This window comes from Roseobacter sp. (assembly GCF_045106495.1).
Classification (GTDB): Bacteria; Pseudomonadota; Alphaproteobacteria; order Rhodobacterales; family Rhodobacteraceae; genus Roseobacter.
In genome coordinates this window covers 283,819-299,766 of sequence record NZ_JBGCEQ010000003.1, presented here as the reverse complement: position 1 = coordinate 299,766, position 15,948 = coordinate 283,819, and the positions used below count along the sequence as shown (strand labels likewise).

The 15,948-nt window shown below is 57.7% G+C and carries 14 protein-coding genes; all 14 read right to left on the bottom strand.

Features of this window, described 5'->3' with window-relative positions; translation table 11 throughout:
• Positions 1-11: 11 nt before the first annotated feature.
• From AB8B75_RS03365 to AB8B75_RS03300, 14 genes are read right to left on the bottom strand one after another with little or no spacing between them, the layout of a single operon-like run.
• Complete coding sequence (locus AB8B75_RS03365) at positions 12-887, bottom strand: amidohydrolase family protein (protein WP_405359829.1); 876 nt, start codon at positions 885-887, stop codon at positions 12-14.
• On the bottom strand, positions 884-1,981 hold the full coding sequence (locus AB8B75_RS03360) for a vWA domain-containing protein (RefSeq protein ID WP_405359828.1): 1,098 nt from the start codon (positions 1,979-1,981) through the stop codon (positions 884-886). The genes AB8B75_RS03365 and AB8B75_RS03360 overlap by 4 nt, the downstream gene beginning before the upstream one ends.
• The gene (locus tag AB8B75_RS03355) at positions 1,978-2,859 is read right to left on the bottom strand and encodes an AAA family ATPase (protein ID WP_405359826.1); all 882 of its coding nucleotides are present in this window, start codon (positions 2,857-2,859) and stop codon (positions 1,978-1,980) included. Before AB8B75_RS03355 ends, AB8B75_RS03360 begins: the two co-directional genes overlap by 4 nt.
• Positions 2,860-3,882 carry a xanthine dehydrogenase family protein molybdopterin-binding subunit gene (locus AB8B75_RS03350; protein WP_405359825.1) on the bottom strand — a complete coding sequence of 341 codons (1,023 nt, stop codon included), beginning with the start codon at positions 3,880-3,882 and terminating at the stop codon, positions 2,860-2,862. It lies immediately after the preceding gene.
• Between the two features lie 2 nt (positions 3,883-3,884).
• Positions 3,885-5,756, bottom strand: a complete 1,872-nt coding sequence (locus tag AB8B75_RS03345) for a xanthine dehydrogenase family protein molybdopterin-binding subunit (RefSeq protein WP_405359824.1) — start codon at positions 5,754-5,756, stop codon at positions 3,885-3,887.
• Positions 5,756-6,238, bottom strand: coding sequence for a (2Fe-2S)-binding protein (locus AB8B75_RS03340; RefSeq protein ID WP_405359823.1), 483 nt, complete (start codon positions 6,236-6,238; stop codon positions 5,756-5,758). Before AB8B75_RS03340 ends, AB8B75_RS03345 begins: the two co-directional genes overlap by 1 nt.
• A gap of 3 nt (positions 6,239-6,241) precedes the next feature.
• Positions 6,242-7,033 carry an FAD binding domain-containing protein gene (locus AB8B75_RS03335; RefSeq protein ID WP_405359822.1) on the bottom strand — a complete coding sequence of 264 codons (792 nt, stop codon included), beginning with the start codon at positions 7,031-7,033 and terminating at the stop codon, positions 6,242-6,244.
• On the bottom strand, positions 7,033-7,503 hold the full coding sequence (locus AB8B75_RS03330) for an SRPBCC family protein (RefSeq protein ID WP_405359821.1): 471 nt from the start codon (positions 7,501-7,503) through the stop codon (positions 7,033-7,035). The genes AB8B75_RS03335 and AB8B75_RS03330 overlap by 1 nt, the downstream gene beginning before the upstream one ends.
• Before the next feature lie 49 nt (positions 7,504-7,552).
• On the bottom strand, positions 7,553-7,912 hold the full coding sequence (locus AB8B75_RS03325) for an SRPBCC family protein (protein WP_405359819.1): 360 nt from the start codon (positions 7,910-7,912) through the stop codon (positions 7,553-7,555).
• Entirely contained in the window at positions 7,912-11,106 is a 3,195-nt protein-coding gene (locus AB8B75_RS03320) for a flotillin domain-containing protein (RefSeq protein WP_405359817.1), read from the bottom strand. Before AB8B75_RS03320 ends, AB8B75_RS03325 begins: the two co-directional genes overlap by 1 nt.
• Before the next feature lie 18 nt (positions 11,107-11,124).
• Positions 11,125-11,949, bottom strand: coding sequence for a phosphoenolpyruvate hydrolase family protein (locus tag AB8B75_RS03315; RefSeq protein ID WP_405359815.1), 825 nt, complete (start codon positions 11,947-11,949; stop codon positions 11,125-11,127).
• A 3-nt stretch (positions 11,950-11,952) separates the two neighbouring features.
• Complete coding sequence (locus AB8B75_RS03310) at positions 11,953-14,100, bottom strand: ABC transporter permease (protein ID WP_405359814.1); 2,148 nt, start codon at positions 14,098-14,100, stop codon at positions 11,953-11,955.
• A complete protein-coding gene (locus AB8B75_RS03305; protein ID WP_405359813.1) occupies positions 14,093-14,890 on the bottom strand; it encodes an ABC transporter ATP-binding protein in 798 nt (265 codons plus the stop codon). The genes AB8B75_RS03310 and AB8B75_RS03305 overlap by 8 nt, the downstream gene beginning before the upstream one ends.
• Complete coding sequence (locus tag AB8B75_RS03300) at positions 14,887-15,948, bottom strand: branched-chain amino acid ABC transporter permease (protein WP_405359811.1); 1,062 nt, start codon at positions 15,946-15,948, stop codon at positions 14,887-14,889. Before AB8B75_RS03300 ends, AB8B75_RS03305 begins: the two co-directional genes overlap by 4 nt.

Here is a 15,948-nt window from a genome sequence, read left to right as displayed (position 1 = left end):
AGGTTCCTCCCTTAGAGCCGATAGACCCGCATTGCGGTGTCATTGAAGATGAGTTTTTGTTGCGGTTTCGTCAGAGTTGATGCGCCTTTCTGAAAAGCCGCGAAAAGCTCCGCGTAGCTGGTCCAAATTTTCTCAATCGGAAAATTTGATCCGAACATGCAGCGTTTTGCACCAAAGATAGCAACGGTTTCGCGGATCATGTCGGCAATCAGCGCCGGGTCGTTGCGGTGCACGAATGTGCCAAAAGCCGACAGCTTAGTCACGACATTGGAGCATTTTGCCAGCTTGGTCATTTGCCCGCGCCAATGGTCCCAACCAGCAGCACTTAAATCGGTCAGCATGCCTGCGTGTTGCAGGATGAACGTCACATCGGGGCAGGCGTTCGCCAGCTCGATCGCGCCATCCATCTGGTCGGGAAAGACCTGGAGATCAAAGCTCCAGCCATATTGGGCCAAAAACGCGATGTTCTTTTGCACCCGAGGGTCGCGGGCGACATCGCCATGGGGGGCAAACCGGTACATGGGCTTTTCGTGCCAGTGCAATTGCTGTCGAATGCCGCGCATGAGGGCAAAGCCCTCCAGCTTGTCCAGCTGTGGCCGGACATCATCGACCATGAAATTCGCGTAGCCAATGATCCCATGTGGCCACCCATGTGTGTCGGCCACTGATTGCACCCAGGCGGCCTCGTCGACAAACCAATTGGGGCTCCAATTGGCCTGTACATAAACGGATTTGGTGATGCCGGTACCCTGGATGTCTGCCAGAAACTCGTCGATCTCATAATCCCGCACGATCGAGCGGTAGCTGCCAAAAATGCGTGGCTGTTCGGGACCAAGCAACCATGGCAGGTCCTTTTGCAACCAGATGTGGTGATGGGCGTCGATCATGCGGCTCTCGCTAAATTGAGGATATGGGCGGTGATGGCTTGGGTATCTGAACCGTCGCCGAGCTTATGGATATGTGGCAGGATCGCCTTGAGCGCCTGAGTTTCCGGTGTGAATTCGTCTTCGGCAAGCGGCGTCAACCAATCCACGCGCCATGCCAGGCGCGACAGGCGGCGCACGGCCTCGATCATTGCGTCGGGCGTGCCGCGCTCTAACCCGTCCGATAGCACAACAACCGCGGCGCCACGGGCAAACCCGGCGTATCGTGGGACGGCCAGATAGGCCAAAAGCGCATCACCGATCCGCGTGCCCCCGTCAAAATCTGCCACCGATTGCGACACGCGCGTCAGTGCCAGTGTTTGATCGGCAGGTTTCAAAGCGGAGGTAATTCGGGTCAACCGTGTGCCAAGTGTGAAAACCTCGGCGCTGTCCGCGGCCTGAGTAACGGCATGGGCCAGGCGCATGGAGGCGTCGGATCGGTCTTTCATCGAGCCAGATACGTCCACCAACAAAAGCACACGTCGCTGTCGGGTTTTCCGTCTGGTCTCAAATAGATGGATCACTTCTCCATCACGCTTTGCAGCCTCTTTCAGCACCCGGCGCATGTCGAGGGCCGTGCCGTTTTTGGCGGGTTGATTGCGATAGGACAAGCGTCGCGGCAGTGCGTTGGGCGCAAGCCGCACGAACCGGCGCAACGTCTCGTCTTCGCCTAGATTGGACAGGTCCCGTTGGCCCAAACGCTCGGTAACCGTCGCTTCGGCGCCGACCTCGGCGTCTTCATCCGGCACCTCGATGTCGCGGCCGTCGCCTGTTGGCTCATGGGCGTCGACCGCATTGCTGTCGTCGTCTTCAACCGGGGCGGCCACGGTTTGACCTAAAAACACCGCCCTAAAAAGGGCGTCGTATTGCGTCCTTTGCTCAGGCTGTACCGAAAACACTGCCAAGCCGCTGAGGTAGATATCGTTTAACTCACGCGGACCCAAAATGCCCACCGCCGCAATAAAGCTCTCCGTCTGGTCTGGCGACACGGCGAAACCGGCGCGCCGCAAGGATTGCGCAAAAGTCACAAAGGGATGTAGCGCGCGGGGCAGTGTCATGCGGCTTCTCCCGGCAAAATGCCTTCAAGGCGTGGGGCCACATAGGCCAGGTCATCGTGGTCCTTCAGCGCGACCCCAATGGCCCGACCAAAAGCTTCGGGCCAGCGCGCACCCTGTGCATTAAGCAATGTTGCTGCTTCCGCCCATTCGATGGTTTCGGCCACACCGGGCGGTTTTGCCAAAGGTTCGGTACGCAACCGGTTTACAGAGGCCACCACGGCGACGGCCGTCGCCTGTGCCACGGAAGAGGCCCGCGCCATCACGATCTCGGCCTCCAGTGCAGGGTCGGGATAGTCGATCCAGTGATAGACGCAGCGGCGCCGCAGCGCTTCGTGCAAATCTCGTGTGCGGTTGGAGGTCAGAACCACAACAGGGGGCTGCGTCGCGCGCACGGTGCCCGTTTCGGGAATGGAAATGGTGAAATCCGAGAGGAATTCCAGCAAGAAGGCTTCAAACTCGTGATCGGACCGGTCGATCTCATCGATCAGCAAGAGGGTGTTACCGGGATTTTTCAAGGTTTCCAGCAAGGGGCGTTGTAGCAGGTAGTCCTCGGCATATAGGTCGATGGTATTTTGCTCCGCTTGCCGGATGGCCAGCAATTGTCGCGGGTAGTTCCATTCGTAAAGGGCAGCGGCGGCATCAATCCCTTCATAGCATTGCAAGCGGATCACATTGCGCCCCAACACCCCCCCCAAAGCCTTGGCAGCTTCGGTTTTTCCAACCCCCGGTGCCCCCTCAAGCAGCATCGGTTTGCCTAGCGCCAACGACAGGTATGCCGTTGTCGCCAGCGCGTCATCAGCTAGGTATTGCGCTGCAACCAGCGCCTGCCTGAGCTCTTGAGGTGACGTAATGCCCGCGACATTTGACTGAACGGCCATCTAGAGAACCGACTGCGGTTGTGCGCCGCCGCGCGCCTGAATACCGCGCAACACTTTTTCAGGTGTGATCGGCAAGGCATCTACACGCACACCAACAGCGTTATAAACCGCATTTGCGATCGCGGGCAAAACTGGATTGGCGCACATCTCACCAGGACCTTTGCCCCCAAACGGCGCGTCCTCAGCAGGGCGTTCCAAAACGGCGATGTTATGCGGCACAACCTCACCGGGGCCGGGCATCAGATAGGTGTTGAAGTCTTCTGGCCCATGGTCACGGGCCGGGTAATAGGGCTCGGTTGTTTCATAGAGCGCGTGTGACACACCCATCCACGCACCGCCGATGAGCTGTTGTTCGACCAGTTTTGGGTTCAAAGCGCGCCCCACCTCATAGGCCGAATTGATTTGTGTGACCACGACTTCGCCGGTTTCATCGTCTACCGTGAGGTCGATCACCAGCGCGGCGTGGGCAAAACAGCTCACAGGGGTCATTTCCCCGGTTTCCGGGTCCGCTTCAGACGGCGGGATCAAAAAGATGCCGCGTCCCGACAAGGTGCGCCCCTGTTTGAATTGCGCAGCAATCGCCGTATCCGCGACAGAGATCGACCGGCTTGGCGCGCCTTTGACATGGATATTCCCGAGACCATCCGTATCCAGATCGGAGGCATTGACCTCCAGTTCTTCGGCAGCGGCTTCCAGCATCTGCTGCCGCGCTTCAGTCGCCGCGCGGATTACGGCATTGCCAACGCGATGTGTCCCGCGCGAGGCGAAAGAGCCCATATCATGCGGGCCAGTATCGCTGTCGGCTGTGTCCACATAGACATCTTCAACTGGCACGCCAATGGTTTCCGAGGCGATCTGACGGGTCACGGATTTCATGCCCTGTCCCAGATCAATCGCCGACAGTGCGACCATGAATTTGCCGTCCGGCGTCGAGTGAACTAAGGCTTGCGAGGGATCGCCACCCAAGTTCATGCCGATGGGATAGTTGATGCAGGCAAAACCGCGCCCTTTGTGAACAGCCATGCCTATCTCCTCCTTGAACCGGACAGGAACCGCGACACGCCCGGTTTGTTGACGCCACGCGAAAAGGGTTTTTCAGGCGAATAGGGCTCCGTCTCTGCCGGTGGAGGAGAAGGTTCGGGTTCAGATCTGGCCGGTTCCGGTGGTGTGTATCGGTAAGCGGTTTGGGCCATTGACGGAGATACCGGGGCAGGCGGCACCGGCGTTGGTGCAGGCGCAGAGGCTGCCCGGGGTGGAATGATTGTACCCGGCGATTGCTCAGGCGCTGGATCTGGAAGGCCCCCAGTGCCACTGCTGATCTTGTGACCAATACGCTCCGCGGCAATCTGCATGTCCTCGCGTTGGACAGGAGCCGCAACCACGGCCTCTGACGCGGTTCCGGCGGCGACGCGCCCGGTGCTTTGCAACGCAGGTGCCGTGGACGGCGCACGACCAGCGCGGCGTTCTCCAATTTTGCCCTCTTCATCTGTCACTGTTTCGGGGATGTGCGCACGTTCTGCGGTGCCGCCGCTCGCGCGTGACGAAGCCGCCTGCGCATCGCCAGAAATTGCCCAACCCGCCTTGCCCGCGGCGACCTGGCAGCATTCGATCAAAGCCGTGTTTTTCGCAACCCGCCGATGTGCTTTCATGTCGCCGTCGCGGTAGGCGTTTTTGATGCGCAACTCGATCGGGTTCATGCCGATCTTTTCAGCCACCCGGTCCATCTGAACCTCGATGGAGAAATCGACACCCGTGATCCCAAATCCGCGCATTGCCGTAGCGGGCGTACGGTTGGTGATGCAGCAAAACACGTTGGAGCTAACATTGGGGATTGTGTAGGGCCCGGGCAAATGCCCTGTCCCCTTGATGATCGCGTAAGAACTGAGGCGAATATAAGCGCCACTGTCAAAGAACCCGGTGAATTCACGGGCCACGATCCGCCCGTCGTTCATCACCCCATCCTTGATCCGCCAGCGTTCCGCCCCGCGCGGCGCACCGACCTGCATTTCTTCTTCACGATCCCAGGCAAATTTCACCGGGCGTCCTGTCAGCACGGCCCCCAACACGGCGGTGGGTTCGACAATGGAATCCACCTTGCCGCCAAAGCCACCACCCGCCGTGCCACCGATGAAATGCAAACGCGAAGAGGGCATATCCAAAAGCTTGGCCGTCGTTCCAAGCGAGAAGAACAGCGCCTGGGTGTTGGTATGGCAAACAAACCGATCATTTTGTTCAGGGGCTGCGATGGCGCCACATGTTTCGATCGGGGCCTGTTCGATGGGCGACATCTGGTATTCGGCTTCAATAATGTGATCGGCTTCGGCGAAGCCTTTTTGAACGTCGCCAAAACGCAGTTTCTGGTGATCATACTTGCCGTGATAGTCGAAGGTGTTGTTTGGGTAGATGTCATTGACGACAGGTGCATTTGGGGCCAAGGCCTCTTCAGGGTCCAGTACATGGTTCAGGACTTCGTAATCCACCTGAACTTGCGCCACCGCATCGCGGGCCTGTCGTTCGGTATCGGCAATGACCCAGGCCACCGCCTCGCCTTTGTACCGGGTTTTGTCATATGCGCAGAGCGGTTCGTCATCTCTGCCAAATCCGATCAATGACAATAGGGTGTTGAGATTATTGGGCACATCTTTGGCGGTGGCAACGCGGCGCACACCGGGCATGTTTTGGGCGGCGTTTGTATCGATTGATCGGATTCGTGCGTGGTGATGCGGGGAGCGGACGGCGCGCATATGCAGCAGCCCGTCAAAAAGGTGATCGTCATAATACGGCGTGCGCCCGGTGACATGGCCCAGAATATCTTGTCTGATCGTGGGTTTGCCGATCTCATTCAGCGTGTCGTCCCGTTCATCGGCAAAGAGATCCTTGCGAAACTCGATGGGCATCAGGCCGTCCTCCCTTGCAGACGCGCCGCAGCGGTCAAGATCGCGTCAATGATCGGCTCATACCCCGTGCACCGGCACAGATTTCCGCTGATTGCTTCGGCCACATCTTCACGCATCGGGTTGGGGTTGGAAGCCAGTAGAGCCTTGGCGGCCATCAACATGCCAGCGGTGCAAAACCCGCATTGTGCAGCGAATCCTTCCATGAAGGCGGCTTGCAGGGGATGCAGATCCGGCCCGGTCGCCAGACCCCCTGTTGTCTCAATCATTTTGCCATCTGCTGTTTCGGCGAGTGTCAGGCAACTGAGATGCACGTCTCCGTCTATGAGCACTGTGCAAGCGCCACAAGTGCCCTGACCGCATCCATGTTTGGGTGTCAGATCGCCCGCGCCACGACGCAGCACGTCCAGCAGATTGGCACCCTCATCGACAAACAGGGCTGTCTCGGCATCGTTCAAATGAAACTGTATGGGTCGTTTGGCCATTGCTCACCGCCCCCCGTTCAAAAGAAGACGTTTGAGATGAACCGGGGCCACCTCACGGCGGTACCATGCAGTAGCCAGCGGGTCGTCCTGTGGTTGCAGATCTTGCGTGCAAACCGCAAGTGCCGCACCAATGCCTGTCTCGTCGAGTGGGGCATTATTGAGGGCGGCTTCGGCGGCCTTGGCCCGCAAGGGCGTTGGCCCCATTGCGCCAAAGGCCAGACGTGTGTTGGTGGGCCGCGCACCGCCCGGCAGCCAGGCGGCTATGGCCATCACGGATATTCCCTTGGGTTTCACGCGGCTGACTTTGGACCAGCGAAAATCCCCCCGATTGGGACGCGCAAGCGTCACGGCCTGCACCAATCCGCGCTGGGCGCCGCGCGTCGAAAAAAAGCTATCAATAGGTTCTATACGCCCGTCGACCCAGATCACTTCCGCATCAAGCGCGAGCAACGCCGTAGCAAAATCGCCGTAGGGGTGCGGGGCGAAGAGATTTCCGCCAACCGTCGCCATGTTACGAATGGCCGGACCGCCGATTTGCCGCGCCACAGGGTGCAAAAAGTCAAGATCATGCGCGGCCATGACATCGCGCATCGTGGCGCCCGCCCCGATACGAATACGCCCGCTTTCCTGGGAGATCTCGCGGTCCACCTGCGCCACGCGCAGGATCTTGTCGAACCCTTGATCGCCATAATTGACGGCGCGCATCAACAACGTACCGCCCGCCAGATATTGCGAGGTGGCTCGCATATGCGCGGCAGCTTCCGTCATGGAAGAGTAGGTTTCTACGCTCAACATCAGGTCAGCCCCATATGAGACCGGATTGCATCAAACCCGGCTTGATAAATGTCATTGCCAACAAGGGCCGCCATGTCATCGGATTTGCCTGTGGTCGTGTCGAACTTGGATTGCCATTCCCAAAACGTCTGATCACCGTCGGTGACGGGTACCAACCGGACATGTGCCACGTAGTTGAAAAGCGGGATCGGCGTTTCAAGCAGGCAATAGCTGAAAGCGGTTTCCATATCCGAGAGGGTTAACAACTGCTCGCGCAGCTCTGAGCCGTCCTCCAGATGAAACTTGCGTATACACCCAACGCGGTCAGCATCGCGACCTCTTTCAATCTGACTGTCAGCCACGGCGGGATGCCAACGGTCATGACCGTTAAAGTCGCGCAGTTCTTCCCAAACTGCCTCAAGCGGTGCGTCGAGAATGGTGCTGCGGGTAACCGTGACCATTTCAGCCTCCGAAATGACGTTTGAGCGCATCAAAGCCGCCCTGAAATACATTCGTGCCGACACCGCCTACCAGATCGGCTTAATCACTCGGATCACAGGAAAACTCTGCGGACCACTCTGCGAAACAACGCGGACCATCGGTGACTGGAGTGAGCCGGAGCGTGGCGACATAGTCCCAAAGCGGCATTGGTCCTTCGAGCATGCTGTAGGTGCAAAACATATCATAGTCACTGAGCCCCAAAAGTTGCTCCCTGATCGTGTCGCCCGACTGCAAGTTGAAATTGCGGATACAACCGACTTTGTCGGAGGGCAGAGCATCTTCGATCCGGCTGTCCCGGATACGTGGGTGCCACTTGGGCAACGCATTGAAATCCCGCACCCTTTCCCAGACTGCTTCCGCCGACGCATTGATCACACTCGACACAAAGACGCGCGCCATTATTTCTCATCCTTCTTTTGCTGTGCTTTGGCACGGGCAATTTCGGAGGTTGACCGGGTCATGTCAGAGGCGTTTCGGAAAATATCCGACTTGGCGATGTTGGAACCGTCAATACCGATATCGGTCAGCAAGCTATCGACAAACGGCGCTTGTACTCGGTAGCGCAAGGCGGAATTCATCACCTCGTCCGTGGGACTTGAACCGCCACCGCCTGAACCGCCCTGTCCACCTCCGCCATTGGCCCAATCGAGACCTTGGGTGCCAGAACCCCCCAGTTGCATGATCTTGATGTCGTTGATCTTTTCCAGCGGCTTGGCGGAGGCTGTTACAATGCCCTCGACATGCTCCAGCATTTTGCGTTTGAAGAGAGAGTGCCGGGCTTCATCGCTGAGCACGTTCTCGGCCTCGTTGATAAGACGCGCAGCTTCGGCTTCGACTGCAGCGCGGATCTTCTCGGCTTCTGCAGCAATGCGTTTTTGCTCCGCCTGCAATTCGGCGGCGGTAACACCCACGACCTTTTGCCGGGATGCGATTTCTGTATCGGTGGCGGTTTTGACCTTTTCGGCCGCCTCTACCGCACGGGCGCGTGCGTTTTCCGCTTCAACCGCTGCCGCACTTTCATCCAGCGATTTCTGGTAGAGCGCGATGGCTTTTTCCATGTTTGCTTCTTCAACCGCTTTCTCGCGACCAATTTCCAAACGTCTGCGTTCGGTTTGATGACCAATGCGCGCATCATCCAACCCGCGCTCGGAGGCGATCTTGGCGCGTTCTACGTCTTCCTGGCTGGAAATCTCTGCTTCGCGCAGGGCCTGCACCCGTGCGATTTCCAGTTGCTCCAGTGCTTTTTTGCGCTCCAGCTTCTTGGTGTCGATTTCTTGCTCGGCCAGAATGCGTTCGGCATCGACTGTCTTTTCCTTTGCGACACGTGCTGCTTCTACCGCCTCATCTGCTGCAATCTGTGCCGCATCCAGGGCTTTGTTGCGGGCAATCTCCAGGTCACGGATTTTCTGATCGCGCGCGATTTTGTCGGCAGTTGTCTCCGCCTCTTTCTCGATCCGCTGGCTGTCCACCAAACGACGGGAACTGATCTCGGCCGCCTCCACCGCCTCATTCTTCTCGATCTCGCGGGATCGCACTTCTGCTTCTTTCTCGATCTCAGCCGCGCGGGTTTTGGCCTCTTCCGCGATCCGGGCGGCATTCACCGTTTCCTGAGCGGTCAGATTGGCCACATCAACCGCACGGTTCTTGGCAATTTCACGCTCACGTATGTCCTGCTCGTAGGCGATGCGTTCTGCAGCAACCTTCTTTTCCTTGGCAATGCGTCCGGCCTCAATGGCCTCGGCCTTTGCCGTTTCCGCCTTGGCCAGCGCACGGGTCCGCGCCACGTCGCGTTCTTCGGTTTTCTCCTGCGCTTCAATACGATCAACCGCCAACACGCGTTCCTGCGCAATACGCGTTTTTTCTACCTTTTCGCGGGCGGCAATCTCCGCCTCTTCAACGGCCCGGTTGCGGGCGATTTCCAACGCGCGAATGCGCTCTTCCTGCGCAATGCGTTCTTTCGAGGTCTCTTCATGTGCGGCAATCTCCGCCTGATCGAGTGCCTTGCGTTGTTCAATTTCCAGCGCCCGGGTGGTTTGTTGAGACGCAATGCGCTCTGCGGCAAGAGTTTTCTCCCGAGCGATGCGGGCGGCCTCGGTGGCTTGTTGCGAAGCAATCTCAGCCTCTTCCAGAATTTTCTGGCGTTCGATCTCGAGTTGGCGCGTTGCCTTGTCGGAACTGATCCGTTCGCGGCTGATGTTCTGTTCCTGAGCAATACGCAACCGCTCAGAGGCTTCACGCGAGGCGATTTCGGCCTCTTCAATGGACAGATTGCGCTCGATCTCCTTTTCGCGAGTTGAGCGCTCCAATTCAATCCGCGCTTGCGTCACAGACCGCTCCTGTGCGATCCGCGCTTTTTCGATCACTTCCTTGGCAGAGATATCGGCCTCATCGACAATCCGCTGACGCTCTATCTCTTTGCTTTGGGTCTCTTGATCTCGGGCAATCCGCGCCTCTGTCAGGTTTTTTTCCTGCGAAATTCGCGCCTTCTCGATTGTCTCCTTTGCCGCAATATCAGCGGCCTGAGTATCTTTCTCTGACTTGATCCGCGTTTCCGTCAGAACCCGCTCCTGCGAGATACGTGCCTTTTCGACGGTTTCTCGGGTGGCGATTTCGGCCTCATCAATCACTTGCTGGCGTGCAATTTCTTGCTGTCGGATTTTACGCTCAGAGGCGATGCGGGCTTCGGCAATCTGTTCTTCATTGGCAATGCGCGACGTCTCAATGGCTTCCTTCGACAAAAGCGATGCCTGTTCCGCATCTCTTTCCCGTTCTGCACGCTCCCGTGTCAATTCTGCCCTTTGCTGTGCCCGTTGAAACTCAATGTCGCGTTCCTGATCAAGCCGTGCAGATTCCGAGGCGCGTTCGATATCGAGAGATTTGCGCTCCGCCTCCAGATTGCGCTCGCGGATCTTGATCATTGTGTCCTGCTCAATGTCGTTACGCAGCTTGCGCCGCTCTTCGACTGCCGCAATAACCGAGGTCAGACCTTCGGCATCGAACCGGTTGGACGGATTGAAATACTCGATATCTGTTTGATCAATGTCCAGAACCGCGACACTTTCAAGCTCCAGACCGTTGGCGTTTAGTCCCTCCTGGGCCACTTCGACCACTCGGTTGAGGTAGTCGTTTCGCTGCATGTGCAGCTCTTCCATGGTCATTTCCGCGGCCACCGTGCGCAGCGCTGAGATGAACCGACCTGACAGCAATTGGTGAATACGTTCAGGTTCCAACGTACGGCGCCCTAGCGTTGAGGCGGCGAGGGCAACAGATGCTTTCTCCTGTTTTACCCGCACATAAAAGGACGCGTCGACGTCCACGCGCATGCGATCCTTAGTGATCAGAGCGTTTTCACGCGAGCGCACCAGGTTCATATCGAGCGAGTTCATGTTGACCGGCGTTATGTCGTGAATGATCGGCCAGACAAACGCGCCGCCATTGATCACAACCTTTTCACCCAAAAATCCGGTACGTACAAAAGCAACCTCTTTGGTTGACCGACGATAGAGCCAGTTCATCACCCAGTAGAGGATGAAAACGACGATTACCGCCATGATCAGCCACAAAATCAGCTGTCCAATCAGTTCTCCGGTCATGACATGTCCTCCTTCGGCTTAGCGGCCGATTTCCTTGAATTTCCTGGTTTGCGCGGTCAGGGCGACTTCGGTCGGCAAGCGTTCCATCGAGGACGCGCCGTAAAACCCGTGGCAATACTTAGTGTTCTTCAAAACATACTCGGCGTCCTCCGGCATCGCGACGGGGCCGCCATGAACCAACACAATGGCGTCTGGGTTTACGTCCAGCGCGGCCTTTGCCCAGGCGTCGGTCAATGCCGGGGCCTGTTCGAGAGTACAGCCGGTTTCAGCGCCGATGGACCCGCCGGTCGTGAGCCCCAGATGCACCACGATGATATCGGCACCAGCTGCGGCCATGGCTTTGGCATCGGCCTCGCTGAACACATAAGGCGTGGTCAGCAGGCCTTTTTTATGGGCGGCAGCGATCATGTCGACTTCGAGTTGGTAGGACATACCAGTCTCTTCCAGATTGGCACGGAAGTTGCCGTCAATCAGTCCTACTGTTGGGAAGTTTTGAACACCGGAAAACCCGGCGTCCGCCACCTGATCAAGGAACTTATCCATCAAACGAAAAGGATCAGAGGCGCAGACGCCTGCCAGAACGGGTGTGTGTTTGACAACCGGCAGCACCTCTCCCGCCATTTCCATCACCACGCCGTTTGCGTCACCATACGGCATCAGGCCAGCGAGCGATCCGCGCCCTGCCATACGGTAGCGTCCGGAATTGTATATCACGATCAGGTCAATACCGCCTGCCTCTTCGCATTTTGCAGATAGCCCGGTTCCAGCGCCCCCGCCAATGATCGGCTCGCCAGCGTCGCGCATGGCGCGGAATTTCTGCATTAGTTTGGTGCGGTCCATCATGGATCAGGCTCCTTTGGCATATCGGGGTTGCGTGTGAAGCGACCGGAAAGTTTGGATCACAAGCGCTGCAAATTCGGGGTCATTGATGTGGTGCGGTGTTCGGATGAGTTGCCGAGTAGAAGTTGCGCGCACGGTCTCTTCAAGAGTTTTGAACAACGCTTGGTCCGCTTCGGGGTTCCAGAAGGCTTGGTCTGGTGCATCCAACGCGGAGACCCCGCCTTCCGGCAGGAAAAACCGCACAACGCCATTCATCTTATTCAGCTTTTCACCGATAAAACGACCCATCTCGATATTTTCGGCAACGGTCGTGCGCATCAAGGTAATCTGCGGATTGTGCTCGTAAAACAACCGCCCTTGATACTGGGCCGGCACTGTATCAGGGGCGTTAAAATTCACCATATCCAGTGCGCCGCATGCACCAATGAACGGCAGGTGACTTTGGGCAGCCGCGTCAAAACGGGTGGTATCCGCCGCAAAAACGCCGCCGGAGACCATGTCGCAGACCTCGGTGGTGGTCAGGTCCAAGACGCCTGAGAGCATTCCGGAGGACAGTAGTTTTTCCATGGATCGCCCACCTGTTCCAGTGGCATGGAACACGAGGCAGTCGTAGTCTTTTTCGAGATCAGAAACGATTTGCTGAACACAGGGCGTCGTCACGCCAAACATCGTGATACCGACCGCGGGCATGTCGGTATCGGCCTTGCGCGGGTGCTGTCGGGCTTTGACCATCCCTGCAATAGCATGTGCCGCATTTCCCAGGACCTCGCGGGTGATCGAGTTGATGCCTTGAACATCCGCCACCGAATGCATCAGCGTGATGTCGGAAGGCCCGACGTATTGCTCGGTGTTGCCACTTGCGACGGTGGAGACGATCAACTTGGGAACCCCCACGGGCGGCACACGAAAGGCCGGAGACACGAGCGCTGTGCCGCCAGATCCACCGGCACCGATCAACCCCGCAATGTCCTGTCGCGTAGTCATCCAGCGCTCGAATGCGAGGGTCATGCCTGCAACGGCGGTGCCGCGATCTCCGGTGAAAACCGCGGTGGAGCCGCGTGGATGAAAACCCGCCACAGCGTGCGGCGGCACGTCCGCGCCCGATGGCTTGCCGGAGGTAGAGAGATCGACCAGAGCAACCCTGACACCATGATCCTTGATGATATTACGCATGAAGCGCAGCTCGTCACCCTTGGTGTCCAATGTCCCGCAAACATAAACCGTCCCGTTTTTCGCGGTATCGATGCGCGTAGGTGCTGCTTGCTGAACACTGGCAACCTGCGTGACGGTGCAGGCGGCGTTTTCGATCACATGAACCGGAACAGGCGGCGTCCACCGGGTGGGAACCTTCGGGTTAGACAGATATAGCTTTATGGGGCCTTTGTGGTGCTGTTCATCGGTTGCGGGTTGCGTGGTTTGTCCAGGCTCCGGTGTCTCGTCATGGGCATGACGCCCCACACCCAAAAGCGCCTGTTGCAAGTCCCGATCCGCAGCCAACACACCAGCATCCATGCGCCGGTTGATTTTGCCGTTGACCATGATGGCGACCTGTTCCGCCACCGCACAGGCGACGCCGATGTTCTGCTCAATCACCAGCACGTCAATGTCGCCTTCCTGACCGAGACGGATCAGCATTTCTTGGACTTGGGTCACGATCACCGGAGCCAGCCCTTCTGTCGGCTCATCCATCAGCAACAGTTTGGGGTTCAGCAAAAGCGCCCGCCCAATGGCCAACATCTGCTGTTCACCACCCGACAACTGTGCGCCGCCATTTGATTTGCGCTCCGCAAGTCGTGGGAACACGGAATAGATCCGTTCCGGCGTCCAACTACCGCCTTTGGTGGCTACCAGCTTGAGGTGTTCATCGACGGTCAAGGATTTCCACAACCGGCGTCCTTGCGGCACATAGCCTATGCCAAGCCGCGCGATTTCAGAAGGCCCAAGACCCGCGAGGGACTGGCCCTTGAAACTGATGGATCCGGCGGCTGTCGGCTCCAAGCCCATGATCGCCTTGCACATGGTCGTCTTGCCCATACCGTTGCGCCCGACCACCGAGAGCACTCCGTGATCCAGAGTTAGGTTCACCCCTTGCAAGGCATGCGACTGGCCATAATAGACGTTGAGGTCCTTGATCTCGAGAGTTGGGCTACTCATCCTCGCCGCCCCCAAGATAAAGCGCCTGTACCTCGGGATCATCTTCGATCTCGGCGGGTTTACCCTCTTTGAAAATGCGCCCGTTGTGCATCATCGTGACCGTGTCCGAGACGCGCAGGGCCACATCCATATCATGCTCGATGATGATGTAGCCAACATGAGCGGGCAGGCCGGTCAAAATCTCGATCAACTCGGAGCGTTCGGTTGGGCTAAGCCCCGCAGCGGGTTCATCAAACAGGATGAAACGCGGAGCGCCCGACAGCGCCATGGCAATTTCAAGTTGACGTTGCTGGCCGTAGCTTAGGGCGCTGACCATTGTGTCCTGCACGCCGTCGAGATGCACCATGTGCACAAGGTCCCGCGCAGTGGCCATCAGCGCATCATCCCAGCGCGGCCGGATCAGGGAGAACCTGCCGCGCGACACCCCACGACAGGCCAGATAAATGTTGTCGATCACGGTGAGCCCATGAAACAACAGTGATATCTGATAGGTACGGCGTAAACCGCGGCGAATGCGCTCCTGCGCGGGAAAGGCGGTTACGTCCTCGCCAAAGAAACGAATGGCGCCCGAAGAGGGAGAGAAATCCCCGGTAATGCAATTGAACAGAGTTGTTTTTCCTGCACCGTTCGAGCCCAGCACAGCACGCCGTTCGCCGGGATGCACAGTCATGTTGATATCAGCAAGTGCAACAAGTGCGCCAAACTTTTTTGACACGTCGCGCAATTCAAGCGCATGTTCCGTCCCGGTGGATTTCATCCGGTCTGCGACATTTGTTGCAGCTACATTCATAGCGGCGCTCCGCTGTCACGTCCGGTCAGGGGATCTTTGTTGCGGCTTTCCTTAAGGCGTTTCCATAGTCCCAACAGGCCGTCTGTAGAAAAGAGTACAATGATCAGAAACCCCAGCCCTACCAGCAGCTGGAACCGCTCTCCCGACAAGCCCAGAGCGATCAACACGTCGATGGCAAAAGTTTTCAAAAGCACATAGATAAAAGCGCCCAGAAAGGCACCGATGGGATGGGACAGACCACCAATCACCGCAATGACCAAGATGTCGATGGCGGCTTGAATGCCAACCGTGCCGGGGGATATCTGGGCAGATTGCCAAGTTAGAAGGATACCACCGACACCGGCAGGGATGGCGGCAAGTGCATAGGCGGCAACCCGGTGTGCGGTCACATTGTAGCCCAGGGCTGCCATTCGCCGCGGGTTGTCGCGCACACCTTGCAGGGCCAGTCCGAAAGGCGCGCGTGAGATATATAGAACGCTTGCGTAGCTCAGTACCGCAAAGAAGAGCGACATGTAGTAGAAGGCTCTGGGGCTCCGCCAGTCCACGCCGAAAAGCTCTGGTGGGAAAACCCCGTTAAAGCCCTGAAATCCGTTGAATAGATCGTAATTCTGCCGGGTGAAGTAGAAAAAGGCCGCCGCGATCGCCAGGGTGATCATGATGGTGTAAATACCTTCAGTACGCACCGCCAACCAGCCGATTGCTGTGGCAAAAATCACCGTCAACAAAAGTGCAAGCGGGATCGTCAGCCACCAAGGCATGCCCATGGATATCTCGCTGATCGCGCTGTCACCGAAGATCGCAACCAGGTACCCTGCCAGGCCTGCAAATGTCATCTGCGCAAGGCTGACCATGCCGCCGTACCCGCCCAGAAACATCAGACTCAGCGCGATCATACCCAGAATGAACGTCCAACCAAATATCTGATACATCACGAAGTTGGACGCAAAGCTGGGGATGATCAGCAAGATGACACCGCCAATCCAATAGGGCGCGGGGATGCGTTCGACCCAATTCCGTTGGTCTGGAATTTGCGCGGGGTGGTTCTCTGCGATGCTCAT

What these genes read in the sequence shown, in the direction of transcription:
- AB8B75_RS03365 (WP_405359829.1), bottom strand. Translation starts at nt 887, where the DNA reads ATGATCGACGCCCATCACCACATCTGGTTGCAAAAGGACCTGCCATGG.
- AB8B75_RS03360 (WP_405359828.1), bottom strand. Translation starts at nt 1,981, where the DNA reads ATGACACTGCCCCGCGCGCTACATCCCTTTGTGACTTTTGCGCAATCC.
- AB8B75_RS03355 (WP_405359826.1), bottom strand. Translation starts at nt 2,859, where the DNA reads ATGGCCGTTCAGTCAAATGTCGCGGGCATTACGTCACCTCAAGAGCTC.
- AB8B75_RS03350 (WP_405359825.1), bottom strand. Translation starts at nt 3,882, where the DNA reads ATGGCTGTTCACAAAGGGCGCGGTTTTGCCTGCATCAACTATCCCATC.
- AB8B75_RS03345 (WP_405359824.1), bottom strand. Translation starts at nt 5,756, where the DNA reads ATGCCCATCGAGTTTCGCAAGGATCTCTTTGCCGATGAACGGGACGAC.
- AB8B75_RS03340 (WP_405359823.1), bottom strand. Translation starts at nt 6,238, where the DNA reads ATGGCCAAACGACCCATACAGTTTCATTTGAACGATGCCGAGACAGCC.
- AB8B75_RS03335 (WP_405359822.1), bottom strand. Translation starts at nt 7,033, where the DNA reads ATGTTGAGCGTAGAAACCTACTCTTCCATGACGGAAGCTGCCGCGCAT.
- AB8B75_RS03330 (WP_405359821.1), bottom strand. Translation starts at nt 7,503, where the DNA reads ATGCGCTCAAACGTCATTTCGGAGGCTGAAATGGTCACGGTTACCCGC.
- AB8B75_RS03325 (WP_405359819.1), bottom strand. Translation starts at nt 7,912, where the DNA reads ATGGCGCGCGTCTTTGTGTCGAGTGTGATCAATGCGTCGGCGGAAGCA.
- AB8B75_RS03320 (WP_405359817.1), bottom strand. Translation starts at nt 11,106, where the DNA reads ATGACCGGAGAACTGATTGGACAGCTGATTTTGTGGCTGATCATGGCG.
- AB8B75_RS03315 (WP_405359815.1), bottom strand. Translation starts at nt 11,949, where the DNA reads ATGATGGACCGCACCAAACTAATGCAGAAATTCCGCGCCATGCGCGAC.
- AB8B75_RS03310 (WP_405359814.1), bottom strand. Translation starts at nt 14,100, where the DNA reads ATGAGTAGCCCAACTCTCGAGATCAAGGACCTCAACGTCTATTATGGC.
- AB8B75_RS03305 (WP_405359813.1), bottom strand. Translation starts at nt 14,890, where the DNA reads ATGAATGTAGCTGCAACAAATGTCGCAGACCGGATGAAATCCACCGGG.
- AB8B75_RS03300 (WP_405359811.1), bottom strand. Translation starts at nt 15,948, where the DNA reads ATGAGCATCGCAGAGAACCACCCCGCGCAAATTCCAGACCAACGGAAT.